The organism is Geodermatophilus sp. SYSU D01045, assembly GCF_054050295.1.
Map to the genome: position 1 here is coordinate 1 of NZ_JBJGZB010000016.1, position 24,055 is coordinate 24,055.

30 protein-coding genes and 2 riboswitches are annotated in these 24,055 nt (G+C 77.2%); of the genes, 14 read left to right on the forward strand and 16 right to left on the reverse strand.

From position 1 onward, the window contains the following. The first annotated feature begins 155 nt into the window (after positions 1 to 155). Positions 156 to 1,418 carry a uracil-xanthine permease family protein gene (locus tag ACI798_RS14545; protein ID WP_457048300.1) on the forward strand — a complete coding sequence of 421 codons (1,263 nt, stop codon included), beginning with the start codon at positions 156 to 158 and terminating at the stop codon, positions 1,416 to 1,418. On the opposite strand, the gene ACI798_RS14550 is transcribed toward ACI798_RS14545, so the two are convergent. Genes ACI798_RS14550 through ACI798_RS14570 form a run of 5 tightly spaced genes read right to left on the reverse strand, consistent with a single transcriptional unit; the run spans position 1,391 to position 5,461 of the window. Continuing rightward, complete coding sequence (locus ACI798_RS14550; protein WP_457048238.1) at positions 1,391 to 1,984, reverse strand: thiamine phosphate synthase; 594 nt, start codon at positions 1,982 to 1,984, stop codon at positions 1,391 to 1,393. The genes ACI798_RS14545 and ACI798_RS14550 overlap by 28 nt on opposite strands. Continuing rightward, a complete protein-coding gene (locus tag ACI798_RS14555; RefSeq protein ID WP_457048239.1) occupies positions 1,981 to 2,820 on the reverse strand; it encodes a thiazole synthase in 840 nt (279 codons plus the stop codon). The genes ACI798_RS14550 and ACI798_RS14555 overlap by 4 nt, the downstream gene beginning before the upstream one ends. After that, on the reverse strand, positions 2,821 to 3,021 hold the full coding sequence (thiS, locus tag ACI798_RS14560; RefSeq protein WP_456940365.1) for a sulfur carrier protein ThiS: 201 nt from the start codon (positions 3,019 to 3,021) through the stop codon (positions 2,821 to 2,823). Further along, complete coding sequence (gene thiO / locus ACI798_RS14565; protein ID WP_456940364.1) at positions 3,012 to 4,148, reverse strand: glycine oxidase ThiO; 1,137 nt, start codon at positions 4,146 to 4,148, stop codon at positions 3,012 to 3,014. Before thiO ends, thiS begins: the two co-directional genes overlap by 10 nt. After that, a complete protein-coding gene (locus ACI798_RS14570) occupies positions 4,145 to 5,461 on the reverse strand; it encodes a purine-cytosine permease family protein (RefSeq protein ID WP_456940363.1) in 1,317 nt (438 codons plus the stop codon). The genes thiO and ACI798_RS14570 overlap by 4 nt, the downstream gene beginning before the upstream one ends. 3 nt (positions 5,462 to 5,464) lie before the next feature. Further along, positions 5,465 to 5,556: riboswitch (TPP riboswitch) on the reverse strand. 39 nt (positions 5,557 to 5,595) lie between these two features. Between ACI798_RS14570 and ACI798_RS14575 the strand changes: the two genes are divergently transcribed. The 5 genes from ACI798_RS14575 (at position 5,596) to thiD (ending at position 9,135) form a co-directional block, all read left to right on the forward strand. Continuing rightward, positions 5,596 to 6,177 (forward strand): thiaminase II/PqqC family protein, encoded by a 582-nt coding sequence (locus ACI798_RS14575; RefSeq protein WP_456940362.1) that lies wholly within the window; start codon positions 5,596 to 5,598, stop codon positions 6,175 to 6,177. After that, on the forward strand, positions 6,174 to 6,809 hold the full coding sequence (locus ACI798_RS14580; RefSeq protein WP_456940361.1) for a TenA family protein: 636 nt from the start codon (positions 6,174 to 6,176) through the stop codon (positions 6,807 to 6,809). Before ACI798_RS14575 ends, ACI798_RS14580 begins: the two co-directional genes overlap by 4 nt. Continuing rightward, positions 6,802 to 6,898: riboswitch (TPP riboswitch) on the forward strand. Its footprint overlaps the gene before it by 8 nt. After that, positions 6,891 to 7,676, forward strand: a complete 786-nt coding sequence (gene thiM / locus ACI798_RS14585; protein ID WP_457048240.1) for a hydroxyethylthiazole kinase — start codon at positions 6,891 to 6,893, stop codon at positions 7,674 to 7,676. Its footprint overlaps the riboswitch before it by 8 nt. Continuing rightward, a complete protein-coding gene (gene thiE / locus ACI798_RS14590) occupies positions 7,673 to 8,308 on the forward strand; it encodes a thiamine phosphate synthase (RefSeq protein ID WP_457048241.1) in 636 nt (211 codons plus the stop codon). Before thiM ends, thiE begins: the two co-directional genes overlap by 4 nt. Before the next feature lie 20 nt (positions 8,309 to 8,328). Then, positions 8,329 to 9,135, forward strand: coding sequence for a bifunctional hydroxymethylpyrimidine kinase/phosphomethylpyrimidine kinase (gene thiD, locus ACI798_RS14595; RefSeq protein WP_456940358.1), 807 nt, complete (start codon positions 8,329 to 8,331; stop codon positions 9,133 to 9,135). A 22-nt stretch (positions 9,136 to 9,157) separates the two neighbouring features. Here thiD and ACI798_RS14600 read toward each other — a convergent pair whose 3' ends face one another. Further along, complete coding sequence (locus ACI798_RS14600; protein WP_456940357.1) at positions 9,158 to 10,057, reverse strand: DUF1028 domain-containing protein; 900 nt, start codon at positions 10,055 to 10,057, stop codon at positions 9,158 to 9,160. 93 nt (positions 10,058 to 10,150) lie between these two features. Here ACI798_RS14600 and ACI798_RS14605 point away from each other — a divergent pair, with 93 nt between their 5' ends. Then, entirely contained in the window at positions 10,151 to 11,152 is a 1,002-nt protein-coding gene (locus tag ACI798_RS14605) for a GNAT family N-acetyltransferase (protein WP_457048242.1), read from the forward strand. Between the two features lie 45 nt (positions 11,153 to 11,197). Next, the gene (locus ACI798_RS14610) at positions 11,198 to 11,833 is read left to right on the forward strand and encodes a class I SAM-dependent methyltransferase (protein ID WP_456940355.1); all 636 of its coding nucleotides are present in this window, start codon (positions 11,198 to 11,200) and stop codon (positions 11,831 to 11,833) included. On the opposite strand, the gene ACI798_RS14615 is transcribed toward ACI798_RS14610, so the two are convergent. After that, positions 11,834 to 12,367: a TetR family transcriptional regulator C-terminal domain-containing protein gene (locus ACI798_RS14615; RefSeq protein ID WP_457048243.1), complete on the reverse strand. Its 534-nt coding sequence runs from the start codon at positions 12,365 to 12,367 to the stop codon at positions 11,834 to 11,836. It lies immediately after the preceding gene. 222 nt (positions 12,368 to 12,589) lie between these two features. Here ACI798_RS14615 and ACI798_RS14620 point away from each other — a divergent pair, with 222 nt between their 5' ends. After that, positions 12,590 to 12,760 carry a hypothetical protein gene (locus ACI798_RS14620; protein ID WP_456936205.1) on the forward strand — a complete coding sequence of 57 codons (171 nt, stop codon included), beginning with the start codon at positions 12,590 to 12,592 and terminating at the stop codon, positions 12,758 to 12,760. Between the two features lie 14 nt (positions 12,761 to 12,774). Here ACI798_RS14620 and ACI798_RS14625 read toward each other — a convergent pair whose 3' ends face one another. The 3 genes from ACI798_RS14625 to ACI798_RS14635 form a co-directional block, all read right to left on the reverse strand. Continuing rightward, on the reverse strand, positions 12,775 to 14,067 hold the full coding sequence (locus ACI798_RS14625; RefSeq protein WP_456940353.1) for an Nramp family divalent metal transporter: 1,293 nt from the start codon (positions 14,065 to 14,067) through the stop codon (positions 12,775 to 12,777). Positions 14,068 to 14,178: 111 nt separating this feature from the next. Next, positions 14,179 to 14,913 carry a Mut7-C RNAse domain-containing protein gene (locus tag ACI798_RS14630; protein WP_456940352.1) on the reverse strand — a complete coding sequence of 245 codons (735 nt, stop codon included), beginning with the start codon at positions 14,911 to 14,913 and terminating at the stop codon, positions 14,179 to 14,181. After that, complete coding sequence (locus tag ACI798_RS14635; protein WP_456940351.1) at positions 14,910 to 16,370, reverse strand: aminotransferase class I/II-fold pyridoxal phosphate-dependent enzyme; 1,461 nt, start codon at positions 16,368 to 16,370, stop codon at positions 14,910 to 14,912. The genes ACI798_RS14630 and ACI798_RS14635 overlap by 4 nt, the downstream gene beginning before the upstream one ends. Positions 16,371 to 16,489: 119 nt before the next feature. Between ACI798_RS14635 and ACI798_RS14640 the strand changes: the two genes are divergently transcribed. The 3 genes from ACI798_RS14640 to ACI798_RS14650 all read left to right on the forward strand — a co-directional run bounded on the left by ACI798_RS14640 (position 16,490) and on the right by ACI798_RS14650 (position 18,478). Next, positions 16,490 to 17,002 carry a VOC family protein gene (locus tag ACI798_RS14640; protein ID WP_456940350.1) on the forward strand — a complete coding sequence of 171 codons (513 nt, stop codon included), beginning with the start codon at positions 16,490 to 16,492 and terminating at the stop codon, positions 17,000 to 17,002. A gap of 74 nt (positions 17,003 to 17,076) precedes the next feature. After that, positions 17,077 to 17,880, forward strand: coding sequence for an SDR family NAD(P)-dependent oxidoreductase (locus tag ACI798_RS14645; RefSeq protein ID WP_457048244.1), 804 nt, complete (start codon positions 17,077 to 17,079; stop codon positions 17,878 to 17,880). 22 nt (positions 17,881 to 17,902) lie between these two features. Next, positions 17,903 to 18,478: a GNAT family N-acetyltransferase gene (locus ACI798_RS14650; protein WP_457048245.1), complete on the forward strand. Its 576-nt coding sequence runs from the start codon at positions 17,903 to 17,905 to the stop codon at positions 18,476 to 18,478. Here the strand turns inward: ACI798_RS14650 and ACI798_RS14655 are convergent. Next, complete coding sequence (locus ACI798_RS14655) at positions 18,462 to 18,896, reverse strand: rhodanese-like domain-containing protein (RefSeq protein WP_456940347.1); 435 nt, start codon at positions 18,894 to 18,896, stop codon at positions 18,462 to 18,464. The two genes, ACI798_RS14650 and ACI798_RS14655, sit on opposite strands and share 17 nt — an antisense overlap. A gap of 127 nt (positions 18,897 to 19,023) precedes the next feature. Here ACI798_RS14655 and ACI798_RS14660 point away from each other — a divergent pair, with 127 nt between their 5' ends. Both ACI798_RS14660 and ACI798_RS14665 read left to right on the forward strand, forming a co-directional pair. Beyond that, on the forward strand, positions 19,024 to 19,689 hold the full coding sequence (locus ACI798_RS14660) for a GntR family transcriptional regulator (RefSeq protein ID WP_457048246.1): 666 nt from the start codon (positions 19,024 to 19,026) through the stop codon (positions 19,687 to 19,689). Next, complete coding sequence (locus ACI798_RS14665; RefSeq protein ID WP_457048247.1) at positions 19,673 to 20,695, forward strand: 1-aminocyclopropane-1-carboxylate deaminase; 1,023 nt, start codon at positions 19,673 to 19,675, stop codon at positions 20,693 to 20,695. Before ACI798_RS14660 ends, ACI798_RS14665 begins: the two co-directional genes overlap by 17 nt. 553 nt (positions 20,696 to 21,248) lie before the next feature. On the opposite strand, the gene ACI798_RS14670 is transcribed toward ACI798_RS14665, so the two are convergent. From ACI798_RS14670 to ACI798_RS14690, 5 genes are read right to left on the reverse strand one after another with little or no spacing between them, the layout of a single operon-like run. Continuing rightward, positions 21,249 to 21,557 (reverse strand): DUF1622 domain-containing protein, encoded by a 309-nt coding sequence (locus tag ACI798_RS14670; RefSeq protein ID WP_456940344.1) that lies wholly within the window; start codon positions 21,555 to 21,557, stop codon positions 21,249 to 21,251. Then, positions 21,554 to 21,952 carry a DUF1622 domain-containing protein gene (locus ACI798_RS14675; RefSeq protein WP_456930389.1) on the reverse strand — a complete coding sequence of 133 codons (399 nt, stop codon included), beginning with the start codon at positions 21,950 to 21,952 and terminating at the stop codon, positions 21,554 to 21,556. Before ACI798_RS14675 ends, ACI798_RS14670 begins: the two co-directional genes overlap by 4 nt. 27 nt (positions 21,953 to 21,979) lie before the next feature. Further along, complete coding sequence (locus ACI798_RS14680) at positions 21,980 to 22,678, reverse strand: alpha/beta fold hydrolase (RefSeq protein WP_456940343.1); 699 nt, start codon at positions 22,676 to 22,678, stop codon at positions 21,980 to 21,982. After that, positions 22,675 to 22,881: a hypothetical protein gene (locus ACI798_RS14685; RefSeq protein WP_456940342.1), complete on the reverse strand. Its 207-nt coding sequence runs from the start codon at positions 22,879 to 22,881 to the stop codon at positions 22,675 to 22,677. The genes ACI798_RS14680 and ACI798_RS14685 overlap by 4 nt, the downstream gene beginning before the upstream one ends. A 29-nt stretch (positions 22,882 to 22,910) precedes the next feature. Continuing rightward, the gene (locus ACI798_RS14690; RefSeq protein WP_456940341.1) at positions 22,911 to 23,933 is read right to left on the reverse strand and encodes an NADP-dependent oxidoreductase; all 1,023 of its coding nucleotides are present in this window, start codon (positions 23,931 to 23,933) and stop codon (positions 22,911 to 22,913) included. Positions 23,934 to 24,055: the final 122 nt, after the last annotated feature.

Sequence of the window (24,055 nt, forward strand, 5' to 3'; positions counted from 1 at the left end):
GTTCGGGGGGGCTGGTCCCCCCGCGCCCCCCCCCCCCCCCCCCCCCCCCCCCCCCCCCCCCCCCCCCCCCCCGCCCCCCCCCCCCCCCCCCCCCCCCCCCCGCGCAGGACCCCACCGATCCCGACGGCCTGCCACCGTGGAACGTCGCCGTCCCGCTGGGACTGCAGCACGTGCTGGCCATGTTCACCTCGAACCTGACCCCGGCGATCCTGCTGGCCGGCGTCATCGGCGCCACCACCGGCGAGGCCACCCTCCTGGTGCAGGCGGCGCTGCTGTGCGCCGGCCTCGCCACCCTGCTGCAGACCGTCGGCATCGGCCCGGTCGGCAGCCGGCTGCCGCTGATGATGGGCTCGGGCTTCGCGTTCATCGCCGTCGCGGTCCCGCTGGCCGAGGAGCACGGGCTGTCTGCCGTCCTCGGCGGCGTGCTGGTGACCGCGGCCGTCCAGGTGGCCATCGCGCTCGGCATCCACCGGGTGGCCGCGCTGTTCCCGCCGGTGGTGACCGGCACGATCATCCTGGTGATCGGCCTGGGACTGCTCCCCAGCGGCATCACCCTCGCCGCCGGCGGCGCGAACTCGCCGGACTTCGGCGCGCCGGTCAACCTGGGCATCGCGGCGCTGGTCCTCGTGCTCACGGTGGTGCTCAACCAGTTCTGCCGCGGGCTGCTGTGCACCGCGTCGGTGCTGATCGCCGTCGTCGTCGGCTACCTGGTGGCGATCCCGTTCGGCCTGCTCGACCTCTCTGGCGTGGGTGACCGGCCGCTGGTCGCGGTGCCGGTGCCGTTCCAGTTCGGCCTGTCGTTCCCGCTGGTGGCGGTGCTGTCGATGGCGGTCGTCGGCGTGGTCAACACGGTCGACTCCGTGGGAACGGTGCACGCGGTCACCGAGGGCGGCGCCGGGCGCCCGGCGACCCGGCGCGAGCTGCGGGGCGGCATCCTCGCCGAGGGCGGCAGCGCCGTGCTCGGCGGCGTCTTCGGCGCCCTGCCGACGACGATGTTCAGCCAGAACATCGGCCTGGTGGCACTGACGAAGCAGATGAGCCGGCACGTGGTGACCATCGGCGCCCTCGTGCTGGTCGGCCTCTCGCTGCTGCCGCAGGTCGCCGCGGTCCTCGCTGCCATCCCGCCCGCGGTGCTCGGCGGTGGCGTGCTCGTCCTCTTCGGCATGGTCTGCGCGATCGGCGTCCAGATGCTGGCCAAGGACGGCCTGGACACCCGCTCGCTGCTCATCGTCGCCCTGTCGCTCGCGCTCGGCCGTGGCATCGCCTCGGTGCCCGGGGCCCTGGACCGGGTCACCGGGCAGTGGGGCGCGCTGTTCGACTCGGGCATCGTCGTCGCGGCCGTCGTCGCCGTCGTGCTCGACCTCGTGCTCCCGGGCCGCCCGGGGGTGCGTCAGGCGGCGGCGAGCGCGGCGCAGTAGTCGGCGACGACGACGGGGTCGCGCATCGCCGGCCCCATCACCGCCACGCCGGACGCCCCGGCGGCGAGGCAGCCCGCCACGTCGCCGGGGCGCACCCCGCCGAGCGCGAGCACCGGCGGGTACCCGGGGACCAGCGCGGCGACGGAGGCGGCGATGCCGGCCGTGCCCAGCGCCGGGCCGTACCCGGGCTTCGAGTCGGTGGCCGCGACCGGGGAGAGCGTCACCCAGTCGCAGCCCTCGGCCGCCGCCCGCGCCAGCTCCGCCGCCGAGTGGCAGGAGCGGCCCAGCAGCGGCGGGCGGGCGGCGGGGACCGGGTCGGCGGCGGACAGGTGCACCGCCGTCCCCGCCGGCGCCCCGGCTGCGCCGCCCCACACGAGCAGCCCGCCCACCGGGTCGAGCACCGCCCGCAGCTCGCGGGCCAGCGCCGCCCGCTCGGCGAGCGGCAGGTCCTTGTCCCGCAGCAGCACCGCCCGGGCGCCGGCCGCGACCGCGTCCGCGACCACGTCGGCGAGCGGGCCGCGGGCCTGCGTGCGGTCGGTGACGACGAGCAGGCGGGGGACGGTCACAGGGCGGGCAGCCCCTCGAACGGCGTCGACGCCTCGGCGTGGAAGCGGCGCGGGATGCGGCCGGCGAGCCGCGCCAGCCGGCCGGCCTCCACCGCCCGCCGCATCGCCGACGCCATCCGCTCGGGGTCGCGGGCGCGGGTGACCGCGGTGGCCAGCAGCACCGCGTCGCAGCCCAGCTCCATGGCCAGCGCGGCGTCCGAGGCGGTGCCGATGCCGGCGTCGAGGACCAGCGGCACGTCGACGGCCTCCCGCAGCAGCGCGATCGCGTGCGGGTTGCGGATGCCGAGGCCGCTGCCGATCGGCGAGCCCAGCGGCATCACCGCCGCGCAGCCGGCGTCGGCCAGGCGGCGGCCGAGCACCGGGTCGTCGGTGGTGTAGGCGAGCACCGTGAAGCCCTCGGCGACCAGCTGCTCGGCGGCGTCGAGCAGCTCGACGGCGTCGGGGAGCAGGGTGACGTCGTCGCCGATGACCTCGAGCTTCACCCAGTCGGTGCCGAACGCCTCGCGGCCCAGCCGGGCGGTGCGCACCGCCTCCCGCGCGGTCATGCAGCCGGCGGTGTTGGGCAGCAGCCGAACGCCGGCGCGGTCGAGCACCTGCATCATCGAGCCGGCCGCCGACGCCTCGACCCGCCGCAGCGCCACGGTGACGAGCTCGGTGCCCGAGGCGCGGACCGCCGCCCCGAGCGCCTCGAGGCTGGGCACGCCGCCGGTGCCGAGCAGCAGCCGGGAGCCGAACGTCTCGCCGCCCAGCACGAGTGGGTCGGCAGCGCCGTCCCGGCCCCCGTGCAGGGGCCCGCCGCGAGCCTGCGAGTGGTGGGCGGCGAGGGGGTCCTTCACTCATCCTCCTGCGGTCGGGGCGAGCACCTCGACGGCGTCGCCGGGGGCCAGCCGGGTCGCCGCCCAGCTGCTGCGCGGGACGACGTCGCCGTTGCGGGCGACGGCCACCCGGTCGTGGCCCGGGGCGCGCTCGGCCACGAGGTCGGCCACGGTGGCGTCGTCGGCCAGGTCGGCCGGGGCGCCGTTGACGGTCAGCTGCACGGCGTTCTCCTCGGAGGTCCGATCCCGAAGCGGTCGGCGGTGAAGGGGGCGGCCACCGCGGGCAGGGCGCCGGTGGCCAGCAGCTCGGCGGTGGCCTCGGCGGTCACGGGGGTGAGCAGGACGCCGTTGCGGTGGTGGCCGGTGGCCAGCACCAGCCCGGGCAGCGACGACGGCCCGAGCAGCGGCGCGTTGTCCGGCGTCCCCGGCCGCCAGCGGGCCAGCGTCTCGGTGAGCTCCAGCTCCGAGACCTCCGGGACGACGTCGATCGCGTCGTGCAGCAGGTCGTGCACGCCGCCGGCGGTGACCCGGGCGTCGAAGCCGCGGTCCTCGCTGGTGGCGCCCACGACCAGCCGGTCGCCGGCGTAGGGGACGAGGTAGACGTGCCGGCCGCGGACCAGCGCCCGCACGGTGCCCTCGAGCAGCCCGGCCGCACCGGCCAGCCGCAGCACCTGGCCCTTGACCGGGCGCACCGGCAGCCCCGGGACGCCGGGCAGCCGCCCGCTGCGCGCCCCGAGCGCGAGCACCGTGGCGCCGGCTGCCAGCACCTCCCCGGACGCCAGCCGCAGGCCGGCCGCACGGCCGCCGTCGACGGCGACCTCCGCCACCCGGTCGCGCACCAGGGTCACTCCGGCCGACGCGGCGGCGGCCAGCAGCGCGGCGTGCACCGCCCGCCCGTCCACCGAGTGGTCGCCCTCGACCAGCAGGCCGCCGCGCACGCGGGTCGCCAGCGCCGGCTCGCGGCGGCGGGCCTCGCGCGGGGTGAGGCGCCGCGCGGCCAGGCCGAGCTCGCCCTGGAAGGCGTGCAGCGCGTCGAGCTCGCGGACGTCGTCCTCGTCGAACCCGACCACCAGCGTGCCGGCGGTGCGCAGCCCGACCGGCGCCCCGGCGGCCGCCTCGAGCTCCGCGGCGAACCCCGGCCAGCGGGCGAGGGAGTCCAGGCCCAGCCGCAGCAGCGGCTCCTCGCGGTAGCCGGCCTCGGTCACCGGCGCGAGCATCCCGGCCGCCGCCGCGGAGGCCCCGGTGCCCGGGGCCTCGTCGACGACGGTCACCGACAGCCCGCGGCGGGCGGCCCGCCAGGCCACCGCGAGCCCGACCAGGCCGCCTCCCGCGACGGCGACGTCGGTCACCGCCGGCGGCCGGCCAGGACGAGGGGCGCGGTGAGCACGACGGCCACGGCCAGCCCCACCAGCGACGCCGACCAGCCGTTGGCCGGGTCGATGCCGAGGTCGGCCTGGCGCGCGCCCCACCACGCCGTCCAGCCCGCCCCCGGGCCGGGGAAGTAGGTCGGCAGGGTCAGCTGGTAGGCCACGAACCCGGCGGCCCACGGCAGCAGGAACAGCGGCCGGGCGGGCGCGGTGTCGGAGGTGTCCCAGCGCCCGCGCGGGGTCAGCCAGTAGGCCACGATCAGCACCCCGGCCAGCGGCACGAACACCGCGCCGATGAGGAAGAGGAACGGCTCGTAGGCGGCGACGTCGAAGGTCAGCGCGAGCAGCGTCGCGACGGCGCCCACCGCCACGGCCAGCACCCGCCGGTCCAGCCGCGCGACGACGTTCTGCGCCGACACCGCCGTCGAGTAGAGGTTGGCGAAGGCCTCGTCCAGCTCGACGGCGACCAGCACGAGCACCGCGACGGCGCCCAGCGGGACGGCCAGCAGCGCGCCGATGACGTCGATGCCCGCGCTGCCGTAGGCGGCCAGCGCCAGCACGCCGAGGGTGAACATGACGACGGTGGCGGCGCCGTAGCCCACCGCCGACCCGACTCCGGCGGCGCGGGCACTGCGCGCGTGGCGGGTGTAGTCGGCGGCCAGCGGCAGCCAGGAGACCGGCAGCGCGATGACGATGTCGGCGGCGGTCCAGAACGACGTCGCCCCGCCGCCCTCCAGCGGCGGCAGCGGCTCGGCCAGGACCTGCACGAACAGGTAGGCGACAGCGGCCAGCGCGGCCCAGACGGCGTACCGGGAGAGCACCCGCACGACGCCGAGGGGGCGCAGCGCCATCGCGGTGGCCAGCACCCCGGCGGCGACGACGAACGGCCAGCGCGGCGCGTCCAGCACCCGGGCGGCGGCCTCGGCGATGACCACGATCTCGAACGTCGCCCACCCGACGCACTGCACGAGGTTGAACGCCGTGGGCAGCCAGGAGGTGCGCCGCCCGAGCAGCCCGCGCAGCAGCACCATCCCGGGCACGGCCTCCCGCGCCCCGGCCGCGGCCACCAGCCCGAGCAGCGCCGACCCGAGCACGGCGCCGACGACGACCGCGGTGAGCGTGACCGCCAGCGACCGCCCCGGCAGGACGACGAACACCGCCGCCACCGGCAGCAGCAGGCTCACGCCGAGGTTGGCCCACAGGCCGAGGTTGGCGCCCGGGCCCAGCGTCCGCGGCGGCGCCTGGTCGAGGGTCAGGGGTGCGTCGGGGGTGCGGACGTCATCCGCCGTGCTCATGGCTGCTCCCTACGCCGGCATTACCCGGTCAGGTTCCAGCGGTCGGCGGCACGCTCAGCCGCCCTCTCAGCCCGGTTGCCCCGAGCTCCCGCACATGGCGGCGCCACCATACGCACCCCGTAGGGTCGGGCGCCGTGCCGGTCGCCGACCTGCTCGCCCGCCACGCCGACGCCTGGGGCCGAGCCACCCGCCACCCGTTCCTCGACGCCGTCCGCGACGGCACGCTGCCGCCGGCCGCCTTCGACACCTGGCTGGTGCAGGACGCCTACTTCGTCGCCGACCTGCTGCGCTTCCAGGCGCGGCTGCTCGCCCGGGCGCCCCGCGCGGCGCAGGGGGTGCTCGCCGCCGGGTGCGTCGCGCTGGTCGCGGAGCTGGACTGGTTCGCGGAGCAGGCCGCCGCCCGCGGGCTGGACCTCGACGCCCCGCAGCTGCCGGCCACCATCGCCTACGGCGACCTGCTGTACCGGCTCGACGCCGCGGACCTGCCCAGCGCGCTGACCGCGCTGTGGACCATCGAGCGGACCTACCTCGACGCGTGGTCGGCCGCCCGGCCCGGCGCCGGCCCCTACCGGGAGTTCGTCGAGCACTGGACGGCGCCGGGCTTCGCCGGGTACGTGGCCGGGCTGGAGGCGGTGGCCGGCGGGGCGCCCGACTCCGTCTTCCTCGAGGTCGTCGCCGCGGAGACCGCGTTCTGGCAGATGGCGCTGGACGCGTGACCCTCGCGGCGGACCTCTGGGCGGGCAGCGCCGACCTCGCCGCCGTCGCGCGGGAGCACCCGTTCGTCACCGGGATCGCCGACGGCACGCTGCCGCGCGAGCGGTTCGCCGGCTACGTCGCCCAGGACGCCTTCTTCCTCGAGGCGTTCGCCCGTGCCTACGCGCTCGGGGTGGCGCACAGCCGCGACCGGGCGACGCTGGGGTCCTTCGCCGACCTGCTGGCCGGCGTCCGCGAGGAGCTGCGGCTGCACGACGGCTACGCCGCCCGGTGGGGCATCGACCTGGCCGCCGTCGAGCCCGCCCCGGCGACGCTCGCCTACACCGAGTTCCTGCTGGCCACGGCCGCGCTCGGCGACGTCGGGGAGGTCTGCGCGGCCATGACGCCGTGCATGCGGCTCTACGCGCACCTGGGCCGGACGCTGGTCCCAGGTGCAACAGGGCCGTACCGGGAGTGGGTCGACACCTACGCCGACCCGGGCTTCGAGGAGCTCGCCGCCACGCTCGAGGCGCTGCTGGACCGGCTGGCCGCCGACACCCCGGCCGTGCGCCGGGCCTACCGGCGGGCGATGGAGCTGGAGCTCGGCTTCTTCGACGCCGCCTGGCGGACCGGGGGTAGCGTCGGCGGGCAGTGACTCGGGGTGTCCGCCGTCCGGCGGGCTGAGAACACACCCGTCGAACCTGTCCAGGTCATGCTGGCGAAGGGATGTCACGGCGTGGATGCCGCTGCTCTGACCGCTGCCCGTCAGGCCCTGACGGGCGCCGCACCGCTGGTGCACTGCCTGACCAACACCGTCGTGCAGACGCTGACGGCGAACGCGCTGCTCGCCGTCGGCGCGGCCCCGGCGATGGTCGACGAGCCGCTGGAGGCCGAGGGCTTCGCGGCCGTGGCCTCGGCGGTGCTGGTGAACGTCGGCACCGTCCACCAGCGCACCGCCGAGGCGATGCGGCTGGCCGCCCGCTCGGCCGCGGCCGCCGGCACGCCGTGGGTGCTCGACCCGGTCGCCGTCGGCGCGCTGCCCTACCGCACCGAGCTCGCCACCGGGCTGCTGGAGTCGCGGCCGGCCGTCGTCCGCGGCAACGCCTCCGAGGTCATGGCGCTGGCCGGTGCCGGGTCCGGCGGCCGCGGCGTCGACTCCACGAACAAGGCCGACGACGCCCTCGACGCCGCCGTCGCGCTGGCCGGGCGCACCGGGGGAGTGGTGGCGGTCAGCGGCGAGGTCGACGTCGTCACCGACGGGACCCGCACCGTGCGGGTGGGCGGCGGCTCGGTCCTGCTCACCCGCACCACCGGTGCCGGCTGCGCGCTCGGCGCGGTGGTCGCTGCCTACGTCGCCGCCACCGGCGACCCGCTGACCGGCGCGGTCGCCGCGCACGCGCACGTGGCGCTCGCCGCCGAGGCCGCGGCCGCCGTCGCCGCCGGGCCGGGCACCTTCGCGCCGCTGTGGCTCGACGCGCTCGACGCGGTCGCCGACCTGTCCGCCGCCGAGGTGACGACGTGAGAGCGGCGTTCGACCCGACGCTCTACCTGGTCACCGACACCGCGCTGGCCGGGCCGCGAGGCGTGCCCGACGTCGTGCGGGCGGCGGTGGCCGGCGGGGTGACCGCGGTGCAGGTCCGGGACAAGACGGCGTCCTGCCGGCAGCTGTACGCGCTGACGCTGTCGGTCAAGGAGGTCCTGGCCGGCACGGGCGTGGCGCTGTTCGTCAACGACGACGTCGACGTCGCGCTCATGGCCGGCGCCGACGGCGTGCACGTCGGGCAGGACGACACACCCGCCGCCGAGGTCCGCGCGCGGATCGGCCCCGACCGGCTGCTCGGGCTGTCGGCCGGGTCCGACGACGAGCTCGACGCCGCGCTGGCACTGCCGGCGGGCACCGTCGACGTCGTCGGCATCGGGCCGGTCTGGTCCACCCCCACCAAGCCCGACGCCGGCACCGGCCTCGGGCCCGAGGGCGTGGCGGCGCTCGCGGCCGAGGCCGCGGCCGGCGGGCTGCGGTCGGTGGCGATCGGCGGCATCGACGTCGAGCGGGCGCCGCTGGTCACCGGCGTGGACGGGATCTGCGTCGTCTCGGCGATCTGCGCCGCGCCCGACCCCACCGCCGCGGCCCGGGCCCTGCGGGCGGCCCGGTGACCGGGCGGGCGGGGGTGCCCGTGGCGCTCACCGTCGCCGGCAGCGACCCCAGCGGCGGCGCCGGCGTCCAGGCCGACCTCAAGACGTTCAGCGCGCTCGGCGTCTACGGCACCGCCGTCCTCACCGCGCTGACCGCGCAGAACACCCGCGGCGTCACCGGCGTGCACCCCGTGCCCGCGGCGTTCGTGGGCGAGCAGATCGCCACCCTGCTCGACGACGTGACCGTGCACGCGGCCAAGACCGGCATGCTCGGCACCGCCGACGTCGTCCGCGAGGTCGCCGCGGCGCTCGCCGGCCGCGCCGCCGGGCCGCTCGTCGTCGACCCGGTCATGGTCGCCACCAGCGGCGACCGGCTGGTCGACGACGACGCGATCGCCGCCGTCCGCAGCGAGCTGCTGCCGGTGGCCGAGCTGGTCACCCCGAACGTGCCCGAGGCGGCCGCGCTGCTGGACACCGCGCCCGCGACCTCGGTCGACGGGCTCGCCGCGCAGGCGGAGGCGCTGCTGGAGCTCGGCCCCGGCGCGGTTCTGGCCAAGGGCGGGCACCTCGGCGGGGCGGAGAGCGTGGACGTCCTGGCCACCGCCGACGGCGTCGTCGTCACCCGGCGGCCGCGGGTCGACACCACCGCCACCCACGGCACCGGCTGCACGCTGTCCTCGGCGATCGCTGCCCTGGTGGCCCGCGGCGTCGGCGGGCCGGGGCGGTGGGAGCCGGTGGTCGAGCAGGCCCGCGACCACCTGCAGCGGATGCTGGAGGCCGGGGCGTCGCTGGGCATCGGCTCCGGCCACGGCCCGGTGCACCACTTCGCCGGCGTCTGGCCCGCCTGACCCCCTCCCGGGACCGCGGGGGTCACGGGGCGGCGGGCAGGAGCCGGTCGAGCAGGTCCCGGGGCAGCAGGCCGGCCGGGCCGAGGCGGCGGGCCGCCTCGACGAACTCCGGCGCGGTGGCCGCGAGACCGGCGAGCAGCCCGCGGGCCGCCTCCTCCCGCCCGGCCAGGGCGGCGACGACCGCCCGCCAGAGCACCTGGTCCGGCTCGGTCCCCGGGTCCTGCGGGCGCAGCTCCTCCAGCTGCCGGTCGGCGGTCAGCGGGTCCCCGTCGAGGGCGAGCTGGAAGGCCGCGACCACCCGCTGGTAGCGCAGCAGCCGGGCCACGAGCCGGTCCAGCTCGGTCACCGGGTCGGGGTGGTCGTCGACCCGCAGGTCGACGACCCGGTCGTGCCACGGGCGGCCGGTCGTCCGCACCCGCACCACCGTGACCGAGGCCGACCGCCGTCCCCGCAGGTCGCCGCCGGCGTCCTCGGCCGCGTGGAGGCTGTGCAGCAGCCGCTGCGCCAGCGACCCCGGGGTGCGCTCGAAGTCCTCGACCATCGCCTCCCACACCCGCGGCCCGGTGACCAGGTTGGCCAGCGCCGCGCAGTCGGACCCCACCAGGTGCCCCGCGGCGGCCACGCACGCGTCCCCGGTGTAGACGGCGACGTCCCCGGACACGTCCAGCAGGGCCACCTGCCGCCGCTCGGGGTGCGGGTCGACGCTCTGCAGCGCGGTGAGCGACTCCCGGGCGCTGAGGCCGCCGCGGAGCAGGTCCAGCCCGACCTCGCCGTACATGGGCTCGCCCATCGACTGCGTCGCGATCACGCCCTGGCCGGGGCGGGCGAAGGGCACGCTGCTGCCGACGGCGAGGGCCTGGGACTGGGTGGCCACGCCCATCTCGCCGGTGTCCCGGTCGCGGGCGACGATCGAGTAGGTCACCCCGCGTCGGCTACCCGCTGACGGGCCGGTGCAGCACCCCATCCCGGGATCGCGGCCCCGGAATCGCGTTGCGGCGGCGGCTAGAACGGACGGGTGGAGATCGTCGAGACCGGCCCGGACGACGCCCGGTTCGCCGCCTGGTGCGGGATGTGGGCGGCGGCCCAGCGCGCCGACCGTCCCGGCGAGGCGCCGCGGCCGGCGAGCGACCACGTCGCGCTGGGGCGCCGGCTGACCACCCCGGGCGGTGCGCTGCGGGGCACCCACCGGGCGGCGGTCGCCGACGGCGCCGTCGTCGGTGCCCTGCGCCTGCTGCTGCCGGTGCGCGACAACACCGCGGTGGCGTACGTCGACGTCGCCGTGCACCCCGCCGCCCGCCGCCGCGGCGTCGGCACCGCGCTGCTCGGGGAGGGGGCGCGGCTGGCCGCGGCGGCCGGGCGCTCGTCGCTGGTGGCCGAGGTCGACGAGCCCGGGCCGGGCACGGCCGGCCGCGCCTTCGCGCAGGCGCACGGCTGGACCTGCGGCCTGCAGGAGACCCGCCGCGACCTGCTGCTGCCCGTGGACGAGGACCGGCTGGCGGCCCTGGAGGCCGAGGCGGCCGCCGCGAGCGCGGGCTACGAGGTGCTCACCTGGCGGGACCGGACGCCGGACGCGCTGCTCGGGGACCGGGCGCTGCTCGGCCGCCGGATGTCGACGGACGCGCCGAGCGGGGACGTGCCGGTCGGCGAGGAGGACTGGGACGCCGCCCGGGTCCGCGAGCAGGAGACCGTCGTCCTGGACCGCGGCCGCACGGTGCTGTCGGCCGGCGCGCTGCGCGATGGCCGGCTGGTCGCCTTCACCGACCTGCACGTCCCCCTCGCGCAGCCGGAGCGGGCCAACCAGAGCGGCACCCTGGTGCTGCGGGAGCACCGCGGGCGCCGCCTCGGTGCCCGCGTCAAGATCGCCGTCCTGCGCGAGCTCGCCGCGACGCTGCCCGAGGTCCGGCGGATCAGCACGTACAACTCCGACGCCAACCGGCCGATGGTCGCGGTCAACGAGGCGCTCGGCTTCGTGCGCGCGGGCGGCCTGTCCACCTGGTCGACCCGCCTCCGCCCGTGACCGGGCCCGCTTGACGCGGTCCCGGCCTCCTCGGGACCGTGCCGCATGGCGACCGACCGCCCCCGCCCCGTCTTCAGCCGCTGCTACGACCGGGTCAGCCGGCGCCTCGAGGAGGCCGGCATGGCCGACCTCCGCCGCGAGCTGCTCGCCGGACTCGCCGGCGTGGTGGTCGAGGTCGGCTGCGGCAACGGGCTGAACTTCCGCCACTACCCGCCGGCGGTCACCCGCGTCGTCGCCGTCGAGCCCGAGCCGCGGCTGCGGGCCGCGGCCGGGCGGGAGGCGGAGTCCGCCCGCGTCCCCGTCGAGGTGCACGCCGGCACGGCCGACGCGCTGCCGCTGCCCGACGGCGCGGCCGACGCCGCCGTGCTGTGCCTGGTCCTGTGCAGCATCCGGGACCGGGCGCGGGCGCTGGGCGAGCTGCGCCGGGTGCTGGGCTCCGGCGGGGAACTGCGGTTCCTCGAGCACACCGTCGCCGGGGACCGGCGGCTGCGGCGGGTGCAGCGCCTGGTCGACGCCACCGTCTGGCCGCTGTTCGCGGGGGGCTGCCACACGGCCACCGACCAGGTCGCCGACATCGAGCGCGCGGGCTTCACCGTGCGGCGGGTGCGGCGCTTCGACTTCCCGCCCGCGCGCGTCCGCGTGCCGGCCAGCCCGCACGTGCTGGGCGTGGCGCTCGCCTGATCAGTCCCGGGGGCGCGGGCCGAACAGCCGGTCCAGCCGGTAGCCGACGACGGCGAGGGCGTCCGCCACGTCGCGCTGCTGCCCCAGCACGCTGCTGACCAGGCCGTCGGTGAGCGCCAGCAGGCTGACGACCTCGATGCGCGGGTCGACGTCGGCGGGGACCTCCCCGGCCTCGACGGAGCGGCCGAGCACGCCGGTGAGCCAGCGCTCCAGCGCGTCGGCGGCGTACCGGCCGTCGACCGCCTCGGCGGGGTCGGTGAGCCCGGCGGCGTGGTAGGCGGTCCAGGCGAGCTGGTCGGCGCGGGCGTCGTCGTCGGTGGGGAGGATCGCGCCGAGGACCACCTCGAACACCGTCCGCGGCGGCAGCCCGGTGCCGATCGCGTCCCGTTCGGTGCGCACGGCTCGCTCGCGCACGCGCCGGTCGAGCCGGGCGGCGAGCTCGGCGATGGCCGAGGACATGAGCGTCTTCTCGTCCGTGGAGTGGTACTGCACGACCCGCAGCGAGACGCCGGCCTCCGCGGCGACCTCGCGCATCGACACCGCCTGCAGCCCGCGGGTGCTGGCGATGCGCAGCAGGGCACGACTGTGTCCCTCACCGTCCGCCCGGGAGGCACCTGTGCCCGCCCGTGGTCCACCCCGGGACGGGCCACGAGCTCCCCCGCGCCCTGTGGCCGGTCCTCGCCGACGACGCCCGGGCCACCGCCGACCTCGCCGCCGCGCGTCGCGGGTGACCGGACCCGCTGGTTGACTCGGTGGATGGTCGCGCCCATCCCCGAGCCGGACCCGCCCCTGGACCCGACCGAGCCGGTCCCCGACGACCCGGGCGAGCTGCTCCCCGATGCGCCGGAACCCCTGCCGCCGGCGCCGGTCGAGCCGACGCCGGACGACCCCGGCGGCGACCCCGGCGGTGTCCCCGAACCCGCCTGACGGCCGCGGCCGGTTCAGAGGACCAGGCCCGCGAGCAGGTGGGCGTTGAGGCCGATGATCAGCAGCGCGACCACCGAGCCCGCCACCGTGGTGACCCGGCGGTTCACCCAGCCGCCCATGAGGTCGCGGCGGCTGGTCAGCCACAGCAGCGGCACGAGCGCGAACGGGATGCCGAAGCTGAGCACGACCTGCGACCAGACCAGCGCCGTCGTCGGGTCGCCGCCCAGCACGAGCACCGCGAGCGCCGGGGCCAGGGTGACCAGCCGGCGGACCAGCACCGGGACGTGCCGCTTGAGGAACCCGGCCATCACGACCTGGCCGGCGTGCGTGCCCACCGAGGAGGAGGCGAACCCGCTGGCCAGCAGCGCGACGGCGAAGGCCAGCGCCGCGCCGGCGCCCAGCTGGTCGCCGAGGCCGGCGTGCACGCTCTCCAGCGACGCGATGCCGTCGTCGGCGGTGAACAGCTGCGCGGCGATCACGAGCATCGCCGCGTTGACCAGCCCGGCCAGCCCCATGGCGACCAGGACGTCGATCCGCTGGGCCCGCAGCAGCCGGCGCCGTCCCTGCTCGGTCCGCCCCGCGGTGACGACGTCACCGTAGCGGCCCGGGGTCAGCGCCGAGTGCACGTAGATGACGTGCGGCATGACCGTGGCGCCGAGGATGCCGGCGGCCAGCACCAGGCTCTCCGGGCCGTCGAAGGAGGGCACCATGCCGCCGGCCAGCCCGCCGGCGTCGACCCCCGACCCGACGAGCGTGTAGCCGAAGCCCAGCCCGATGACCAGCAGCAGCCCGGTGATGACCCGCTCGAACGGCCGGTGCCCCCGCGACTGGGCGCCGAGCAGGACGAAGGCGACGACGGCGGTGATGACCCCGCCGACCGGCAGCGGCACCCCGAACAGCAGGTTCAGCGCCACCGCGCCGCCGACGATCTCGGCGAGGTCTGTGGCGATGGCGACCGCCTCGGCCTGCAGCCACAGCCCCCGGGTGACCGGCCGCGGCAGCCGCTCCCGGCAGTTGGTGGCGAGGTCGCGGCCGGTGGCCAGGCCCAGCTTGGCGGTGAGGCTCTGGATGAGCATCGCCATGAGGTTGGCGGCGACGATCACCCACAGCAGCGTGTAGCCGAACGAGGCGCCGCCGGAGAAGTTGGTGGCGAAGTTGCCGGGGTCGACGTAGGCGACGGCGGCGACGAAGGCCGGGCCGAGCAGCGGCCAGACCCGCCGGCGCCCGGTGGCGGCCGGCGGGGGCGTCTTGGGGGTGCCGACGAGCGTCGTCGGCAGGACGGCGGCCTCGGTCTTCGACAGGTACACGGGGGCCTCGCAGGGGACGGGACGGGGTTCCTGCCCCCGGGTCTGCCCGCCCCGGGTGTCACGGTGGGGCCAGGACGTGGCCCCCGCGGGCCGAGGTGAGGCTGTCCTGGGTCAGCCGGCGGTGAGGCGCCGCGCGCGCTCGACGAGGGCGTCGATCCGGCGGGCGTGCGCCCCGCGCCAGTAGACGCGTCCGCAGCGCGGGCAGCGGGAGAAGTCGGTCGCCGTCCGCCGGGTGCCCGGCTCCAGCTCGCCGGCCACCGCGGCGGCGTCGACGGCGACCGGCACGCCGTTGCAGGCCGGGCAGCGGGTGAGCGGGGCCAGGGGCGGCCGGAAGCGATCGAGGACGTCGGCGAGCTGCTCGTCGGGCGTCGCGCCGCGCACCCACGCGCCCGCGGGCAGCGCGCGGCGCATGAGCAGCCCGCGGTCCTGGGTGAGCAGCACCCGGTCCTCGGCGACGGCGGCGGCGACCAGCTCGGCGTCGTCGGCGTCGGGCGCGCGGACCTCCGGCGACCACGCGGTGTCCAGGCCCAGCAGCCGCATCCGGCGGGCCAGGGCGCCGAGCCCGACGTCGAGCAGGAATCCCCCGGCCGGCACCGGCTGGGGCCGGGCGGCGGGGCGGACGACGACGGTCGCGCCGGGCGGCGGCCGCGCGTCCCGGGGCAGGGGGACGCCGTCGACCAGCAGCTCGCCCACCTCGGTCAGCGGGACGCCGGCGGCCTGGACCAGGTGGCCGGCGGTCGCGTCGGGGTCGGCGGCGAGCACCCGCCGCCCGGCGGCCCGGTCGCGGGCGGGCAGCAGCGGGCGCAGGAGGTCGTCGACCGCGACCGTGACCGTCGGACCACTCACTCGATGACGACCCGCAGGCTCTTCATCGTCGGGTCGGCCGCGTCCGGGACGAGCATCCCGGCCGCCACCCCGCTGGTCAGGTAGTCCAGCGCCTCCTGGCTGACCCGCTCGCCGGGTGCCAGCACCGGCACGCCCGGCGGGTAGGGGCTGACCATCTCCGCGACGACGCGGCCGGCGGCCTCGGCGATCGGCACCTGCTCGACGCGGCCGAAGAAGGCGTCCCGCGGGGTCATCGCGTTCTCCAGCTCCAGCGCGCGCGGCTCGGGCAGGTCCACCCGCGGCGGGCGCTCCATCGCGCCCGCGCCGTCGACCAGCGCGCGCAGCGCCTCGACCAGCGTCGCCTCCGTCCCGTCGTCGTCGGCGTGGGTGATCCGGGCGCTGATCCGGCAGGCGTCGGCCGAGCCGACGTCGACGTGCCGCTCGGTGCGCAGCCAGTCGCCGGCCTGGTAACCGGTGATGCCCAGCCCCCGGACGTCGACCGTGAGGACCAGCGGGTCGAGGTCGAAGGCCATCCCGGGCCCGACCACCTCGCGGCCCATCAGCCGGACTCCCGGCAGCTCCCGGACCCGCCCGGCGATCCGGCCGGCCCGCTCGACCGCCGCGCCCAGCAGCTCGCGGCCGTGCTCGACCATCTGCCGCCGCCAGCCGTCGAGGGTCAGGTAGACCAGCGACGAGGAGCTCGTCGTCCCGAGCAGGTCCTCGCGCGCCTTGAGCACCTGCGGGTCCACCCGGTCGCCGCGGAGGTGGAAGACCGACGACTGCTCGACCGCCCCGCCCATCTTGTGCACGCTGGTCACCACGACGTCGGCGCCGGCGTCCACGCCCCAGGCCGGGAGGTCGGGGGAGAAGGGGAGGTGGGCGCCCCAGGCCTCGTCGACGACCAGCGGCAGGTCGCGCTCGTGCAGCACGTCCGCGACGCCGGCGACGTCGGCGCAGGTGCCCCAGTCGGTCGGGGTGATGAGCAGCATGCCCTTGGCCTCGGGGTGGGCGTCGAGCGCGCGGCGGACGTCCTCGGGCTCCGGCGGGTGGGCCAGCTGCCGCCCGGCGTCGAAGTGCGGGTGCACCCAGACCGGCCGGATGCCGCTGATGACGAGCCCCGCGACCACCGACTTGTGCGCGTTGCGGCTGACCAGCATGGTCTCGCCCGGCCCGGCCACGGAGATCATGGCGCTCTTGACCGACAGCGAGCTGCCACAGGTGGAGAAGAACGCCCGGTCCGCGTGGACGGCGTCGGCCATGAGGTCCTCGGCCTGGGTGACCACGCCCTGCGACTCCCGCCGGTCGTCGAGCCCGTTGAGCGACAGGACGTCGCTGCGGAAGACGTCGGCGCCGACGACCTCGAGCACCCGCGGGTCCACCCCGCGACCCTGCCGGTGCCCGGGCGGGCCGAAGACGACGTCGCCGCGGCGGCGGAACTCCTGCAGGGCCTCGAGGACGGGCGCGCGCGAGTGGTCCATGGGCTCCCCCTACCCGGAGCCCGCCGGAGGCAACTGCTTGAACGTTCATCGACCCGGGGTGACACTGGGGGTGCACCTCCGCGGAGGGCCACCCGTCCTCCCCGCACCAGGAGCCCGCGATGCCGGTCCAGCGCCTCAACCACGCCGTCCTCTACGTCCGCGACGTCGAGCGCAGCACCGCCTTCTACCGCGACGTCCTCGGCTTCCGGATCAAGGCGGAGATCCCCGGCCGGGCGGTGTTCCTGCAGGCCGAGGGGTCGACCAACGACCACGACCTCGGCCTGTTCGCCGCCGGCGCCGACGCCGGCCCGTCGCAGGCCGGCCGCGCGACCGTCGGCCTCTACCACCTGGCCTGGGAGGTGGACACCCTCGCCGAGCTGGCCCGGGTCCGCGACACGCTGGCCGCCGCCGGGGCGCTGGTCGGCGCCTCCGACCACGCCACCACCAAGGCCCTCTACGCCCAGGACCCCGACGGCCTGGAGTTCGAGGTCTCCTGGCTGCTCCCGGCCGACCGCATCACCGACGACGTCCGCGCGCAGGGCATGACGACCCGCCCGCTGGACCTCGACGCCGAGATCGCCCGCCACGGCGCCGACACCCGCGGCGGGATCGGGGTCTCCGCCGTGGTCTGAGCGGACGGGTCGGACCCCGCCGGATCGGGCATGACCGAGGGCGACCGCAGCCGCGACCGACCCCGGGAGTCCCCGTGACCCTGCCCACCGAACGCCCCCTCGCCCTCGTCACCGGCGCCTCCAGCGGCATCGGCCTGGAGCTGGCCCGGCAGTTCGCCGAGAACGGCTTCGACCTGGTGATCGCGGCCGAGGACGACGAGCTGGACGCCGCCGCCGAGACGCTGCGAGGGGCGGGCGCGCACGTCTCGCCGGTCCGCGCCGACCTGTCGCGGTACGAGGGCTGCGAGCTGCTGGTGGCGGCCGTCCGCGGCGCCGGACGCCCACTGGCCGCCGCCGCGCTGAACGCGGGCGTCGGCGTCGGCGGGGCGTTCACCGACACCGACCTGGCGCGCGAGCTGGAGATCGTGGCGCTCAACTGCGGCTCGACCGTGCACGTCGGCAAGGCCGTCGCCCAGGACATGGCCGCCCGCGGCGAGGGCCGGATCCTCATCACCTCGTCGGTGGCCTCGCAGGCGCCGCAGCCCTTCCAGGCCGTCTACGGCGCGAGCAAGGCGTTCACCCAGCACCTGGCGCTGTCGCTGCGCGAGGAGCTCTCCGACCGCGGCGTCAGCGTGACCGCCCTGCTGCCCGGGCCCACCGACACCGAGTTCTTCGACCGCGGCGACCTCACCGACACCCGGCTCGGCGCCACCGACGCCAAGGACGACCCGGCGCAGGTCGCCCGGCAGGGCTTCGAGGGCCTGATGAAGGGCGAGGCGTCGGTGTTCGCCGGGTCGCTGGCCAGCAAGGCGATGGGCCGGCTGTCGGCGATCACGCCGGGCAACGTGGCGGCCAAGCTCAACCGCAAGATGGCCGAGCCGGGCTCCGGGGAGGACTGAGCCCTCCGGCACGATCGGGGGCGTGACCGACGTCGTCCCCGCCCCCGTCGAGGTGCCCGCCGGCCCGCTGCGGCTGCGCCCGTGGCGGGTCGGCGACGCCGGGGCCGTCCACGCCGCCCTCACCGACCCGGCCACGTCCGTCTGGAGCAATCCGGGCCGGGTGGCCACGCTCGAGGACGCCCGGATCTGGGTCGCCCGCCGCGCCGACTGGAGCAGCGGGCGGATCGCCGCCTGGGCCGTCGTCGACGCCGCTGACGGCCGGCTGCTCGGCTCGGTGAACCTGCACTCGATCGATCTCGACCAGGGCGACGCCGAGGTCGGCTACTGGACGGTGCCCGCCGCCCGCGGCCGCGGCGTGGCGCCGCGCGCCGTCGACGCCGCGCTGCGCTGGGGCTTCGTCACGCTGCCGGTCGACCGGGTGGAGCTGGTGCACGCGGTGGAGAACCCGGCGTCGGGCCGGGTGGCGGAGAAGGCCGGCTTCACCTTCGAGGGCCGGCTGCGCCGCTCGTTCCGCTACGGCGACGGCGTCAAGCGCGACGAGCTGCTGTGGGCCCGCCTGGCCGACGACGACGTCCCCGACCTCAGCACCCGCAGCTGACCGGCGCGGTCAGCGGGTCGGCGTCCGGGCGGGTGAGGCCGTCCGCGGTCTGCACCGGCAGCCCCTCCCGCGCCCAGTACTCGAAGCCGCCGATCATCTCCCGCACCCGGTAGCCGAGCAGCGCCAGCGCGAGCGCCGCGCGGGTGGCGCCGTTGCAGCCCGGGCCCCAGCAGTAGGTGACCACCGGGACGGACCGGTCCAGCTCGGCCTCCGCGCGCGCCGCCACCTCCCGGCCGGGCAGGTGCAGCGCGCCGGGCACGTGCCCCTGGTCCCACGCTTCCCCACTGCGGCTGTCGAGCAGCACGAACCCCGGGTCCCCGGTCTCCAGGGCGGCGTGCACGTCGGACACGTCGGTTTCCACGGCCAGTCGGCGGGCGAAGTGCGCGGCGGCCTCGGCGGGCTCGGTGCTCCAGTCCACGCCCGTGATCCTGCGGCTCGACACCCCTTCCCGACGAGGCCCGCGCCTGCCACCGACCGCACGGAAGGCGCCTTTGTCGCGCTATGGGCACTTGACGACGGTCGCTCTGACATCTGAGATGTCAGTTGTGCCCGCACCGCTGGCTCCCATCGGCCGGGTGCTCCTGCGCGACCAGGCGCTGGCCCGCATCCGGGCCGCCATCGTCAGCGGCGAGCTCTCCCCCGGCGCCGTGGTCAAGGACGCCGAGCTGGCCGCCCGCCTCGGGTTGTCGGTGGCGCCCGTGCGCGCCGCGCTCAGCCGGCTCGTCGACGAGGGGCTGGTCGAGGCCAAGCCGCAGAGCCACACCCGGGTCACCCCGCTGCGCCCGGCGCAGGTGCGCGACGCCGCCGTCGTGGTCCGGGCGATGCACGAGCTCGCCGCCCGGGAGGCGGCCGGCCGGGTGACCGGCGCGGACCTCGCGGCGATGCGGGCGGCCAACGAGAGGTTCGCCGAGGCGGTCCGGTCCGGGGACGTCGACGCCGCGCTGGCCGCCGACGACGACCTGCACGCCGTGCTGCTCGCCCGCGCCGGCAACGCCGCCCTGACGGCGACCGTCGAGCGCTTCACCCCGGCGATCCGCCGGCTGGAGCGCGCCCGCTTCGCGGCGGCGCACGGGAGGGAGTCGGTCGGCCTGCACGAGCGCCTCATCGCCGCCTGCGGTGCGGCCGACGTCGACACCGCCGTCGCCACGACCACCGCGATCTGGACGGCGCTGCTGTCCGAACTGGAGGAGACCGATGACCACGCTGGCTGACTTCCCGCGGCACCCGCTGCTGTTCGGGCCCTCGCCGGTGCACCGGCTGGACCGCCTCACCGCGCACCTCGGCGGGGCCGCGGTGTGGGCCAAGCGGGAGGACTGCAACTCCGGGATCGCCTACGGCGGCAACAAGACCCGCAAGCTCGAGTACCTCGTGGCCGACGCGCTCGCCCGGGGCTGCGACACCCTCGTCTCGATCGGCGGCGTGCAGAGCAACCACACCCGCCAGGTGGCCGCCGTCGCCGCCCACGTCGGGCTGTCCTGCGTGCTGGTGCAGGAGAGCTGGGTGGACTGGCCCGACGCCGTCTACGACAAGGTCGGCAACATCCTGGTCAGCCGCCTGGCCGGCGCCGACGTGCGGCTGGTGAGGGCCGGGTTCGGCATCGGGTTCAAGGAGAGCTGGGAGTCCGCGCTCGCCGAGATCGAGGCCCGCGGCGGCAAGCCCTACGCCATCCCGGCCGGCGCCAGCGACCACCCGCTCGGCGGGCACGGCTTCGCGAACTGGGCGCTGGAGGTGGCGCAGCAGGAGGCCGAGCTGGGCGTCTTCTTCGACACCGTCGTCGTCTGCTCGGTCACCGGGTCCACGCAGGCCGGGATGGTCGCCGGGTTCGCGCTGCTCGAGGAGCAGGGCGGCCGGCCGCGCCGGCTGCTTGGCGTCGACGCCTCTGCCGAGCCCGCCGAGACCCGCGACCAGGTGCTGCGCATCGCCCAGCGGACCGCGCGGGCGATCGGCGTGCGGCGCGAGCTGACCCTCGACGACGTCGAGCTCGACGAGCGCTACCACGCCGGCGTCTACGGCATCCCCGACGCGACGACGATCCGCGCGATGGAGACCGCCGCCCGCACCGAGGGCATGGTCACCGACCCGGTGTACGAGGGGAAGTCGATGGCCGCGACGATCGACCTGGTCGGCCGCCGCGAGATCGACCCGTCGTCGACGGTGCTCTACGCCCACCTCGGCGGCCAGCCCGCGCTCAACGGCTACAGCGCGCTGTTCTCCTGAACCAGCGCGTCCAGCAGGCCCAGCACCCGGTCGCCGACGTCGCCGTCGGGGGCGCCGGCCCACAGGTCCCCGAGGACCGCGCGGGCCGGTCCTGACCTCGCCAGGCGTCGAGCGATCCGGGCCGGCCGGTCGCCCAGACCTCGACCGGCCGGCCCCCGGCGCGTACCAGGACCGCCCGCACCGCCGGTTCGAGCCGCGTGACCCGCAGCCGCAGCTGACGGCGCCGTCCAGCGCGGCGCGCAGCCGCACGGCGTCGGCGGCGGGAACCGGGCCGCTGGTGACCAGCCGCAGGTCCGGGTCGGAGAAGCCGGGGACCAGATCCGAGTGCGGGGAAGGCGCCGGCCGCGGCTGCCTGCAGGGCGCGGAGGTCGGCGCGGAGGGTGTCGTGGACGCGGCGCCGCTCGGCGCCGAGGGGATGGGTCATGCGTGTCCTGTCCGGGGTGGTGCGGGAAGGGGCGGGGGACAGGACGAGGGAGGCGGTCTCCGGGCCCGCCGCGGGCTCACCCGGCGGCCGGGGACCCGCTCCGTGCGCGGCGCGGGGCCGACCCGGCAGTCACGGGCGGGGAGGCTGGCGACCCGGACCGGGCCGTGTCACGGCCGCCGGGGACAGGGCCCGGCCCCCGGCCCGCAGGCCCGCGCCGATCACCCGGCGCAGCGCGACGACAGCGGCCGCCGTGCCCACCGACGACCACGTCGGCTCGACCGCCAGGCGCAGCAACCCGGCCGCGAGCAGGAGGTCCAGGAACACCGCGAGGGCCAGGCGCGGGCTCCGGGTGCCCACGAGGGTCACCACCCCGGCGACCAGGGCGAGCCCGCTCACGCCGAGGGCGAGCAGCCCGGGGACAGGACCGAGCGAGGTCACACCCCGCGCCCGCGGTGCTCCGCCGACGCCGGGTCGGGCGCCGGCGCACCGGTCTCCTCGGCCACCTGCCGCCGCTCCTCGGCGATCTCCTTCGAGAGGAAGTAGTTCAGCGCCGTGCGGATCGCCGCGACCGCGGCCAGCTGGCCGAGCTCGCGGAAGCTCGGCGCGACCGCCGTCCGCAGCACGTCGCTGGCCAGCTGGAACTCCAGGCCCAGGGCGAGGAACCGGCCCAGGGTGAGCCGGACCGGCACGAAGGCCGACGTCCCGCCGCGGCGCAGCCCCACCCACAGGAAGCGGGCGAAGGCCCACAGCGCGCCGGCGAAGATGACCACGGCCCCGCACGCCTCGACGACGGTGACCATGACGCCGACGACGTCGGCGAGCACTTCCTCCACGCGCGCTCCCTGTCCTCGGGCGCCGCCTCACAGCGGGACGGCGAGCCCCTCCCCGTCCGGGGCGCCCAGAGCGTCCCCCAGGTCGGCGCGCCACGGGGCCAGCCCGGCCCCGGCCAGGACGACGTCGCGGACCAGGCCGTGCCACCGGCCGACCCGGCGCAGCATGCCGTGCCCGCCGGGCAGGGTGAACCGCGCGACCCGCGCGCCGGCCCGGTGCGCCCGCGTGGCGAAGTCCGCCGACAGCCGCGCCGGCACCCAGCGGTCGCCGCGGCCGTGGGCGAGGACGACGGTGCGGCCGCGCAGGTGGCCGACCGGCTCGCCCGGCGGCGTCCACGGCGCCAGCCCGCAGACCGCGGTCACCGACGGGTCGTCGCCCGCGCGCAGCACCGCCCGGCCGCCCATCGAGTGCCCGACCAGCACCACCGGGACGTCGCCGTGCCGCTCGCGCACCCGGTCCAGCGCCCAGCGGACGTCGGCGTGCGCGTCGGCGGCGGCGCCGTTCCAGCCCGCCACGCGGTAGCGGACCAGGTAGGTCTCCACGCCCCGGCCGGCCGCGGCGCGGGACACCGCCTCCTGGATCGCCCGCATCCGCACCAGCGACAGCGCCCGCTCCCGCGGCGGCTCGACACTGCTCACCGTGCCGCCGTGCGCGAAGACGGCGACCGCGCGGGTGGGCGCGGTCGCCGGGGTGTGGTCGAGGGCCGGGACCCGTTCCGCGGTGGTCACCGGCGCCGTCGGCCACCGCCGCGCATCCGGGCCCGCGCCCGGTCGCCGAGGTCGCCGGCCCGCAGCAGGCCGCGGCTGAGCTGGGTCGGCCCGGTCCGCCGCTCGAGGGCGAGCCCGGCGCGCCGGAGCAGCCCGGTGCCCAGCGGGACGAGGACGGTCACGATGAACCAGACCCGCAACCGGCGGGTGAGGAGCAACCACATGTCCGGCCCCTTCCCGGTGCCGTCCCGCCTCAATCGGGGTCGGGCGCGAGCCGGACGACCATCTTCCCGGTGTTGGCTCCCTTGAGCAGGTCGAGGAAGGCCGGGACGGCGTTCTCCAGGCCCTCGTAGACCGTCTCGCGGACGGCGAGCTGCCCCGACCGGATCCAGCCGGACACCGTCTCGGCGAACTCGCGGTACAGGTCGGTGTGGTCGCTGACGAGCAGGCCGCTGACCGCCAGCCGCTTGGCGATCATCAGCGAGCTGAAGTTCTTCGGCCCGGGCACCGTCTCGGTGGCGTTGTAGTTCGAGATCGAGCCGCAGATGACCGCCCGCCCGTGCACGTGCAGCGCGCCCAGTGCGGCGTCGAGGTGCTCGCCGCCGACGTTGTCGAAGTAGACGTCGATGCCGTCGGGCGCGGCCTCCGCGAGCAGGTCCTTCACGCGGCCGTCGTGGTAGTCGAAGGCGGCGGTGAAGCCGATCTCGCGCAGCCAGGCCACCTTGTCCGGGCTGCCCGCGCTGCCGACGACCGCCGAGGCGCCGCGCAGCTTCGCGAACTGGCCGACCGCGCTGCCCACCGCGCCCGCCGCACCGGAGACGAACACGGCGTCGCCCTCGCGGAAGGCGCCGACCCGGAACAGCCCGGCCCAGGCGGTGTGTCCCGGCATGCCGAGGACGCCGAGGGAGTAGGTGAGCGGCAGGTCCTCGGTGGCCGGCAGCTGCCGGACGTGGCGGGCGTCGAGGACGGCGACGTCGCGCCAGGCGGCGTCGGTGAGCACCAGCGCGCCCTCGGGGACGTCAGGGGAGCGGGACTCGACGACGCGGCCGACGGCGCCGCCCTTCATCACCTCGCCGACCTCCCACGGCGCCGCGTAGGAGGGGCCCAGCCGCATCCGCCCGCGCATGTAGGGGTCCACCGACATGGCGACCATCCGCACCACCACCTGGCCCTCGGCCGGGTCCGGGTGCTCGACCTCGACCAGCCGGAAGTCGTCGGGGGTGGGCTCGCCGTGGGGACGGGCGGCCAGGTGCCACTCGCGGGCGGTGACGGTCACGGTCGCTCCCTGCGTCGTCGATCCGGGTCCGCGGCTGATCCTGCCGCCGCCCGGACGCGGTCGCGCCGCCGGGTCGTCGGCGTCCGACTTCCACGGCATAGGAAGCTCTACGCACGTCACGC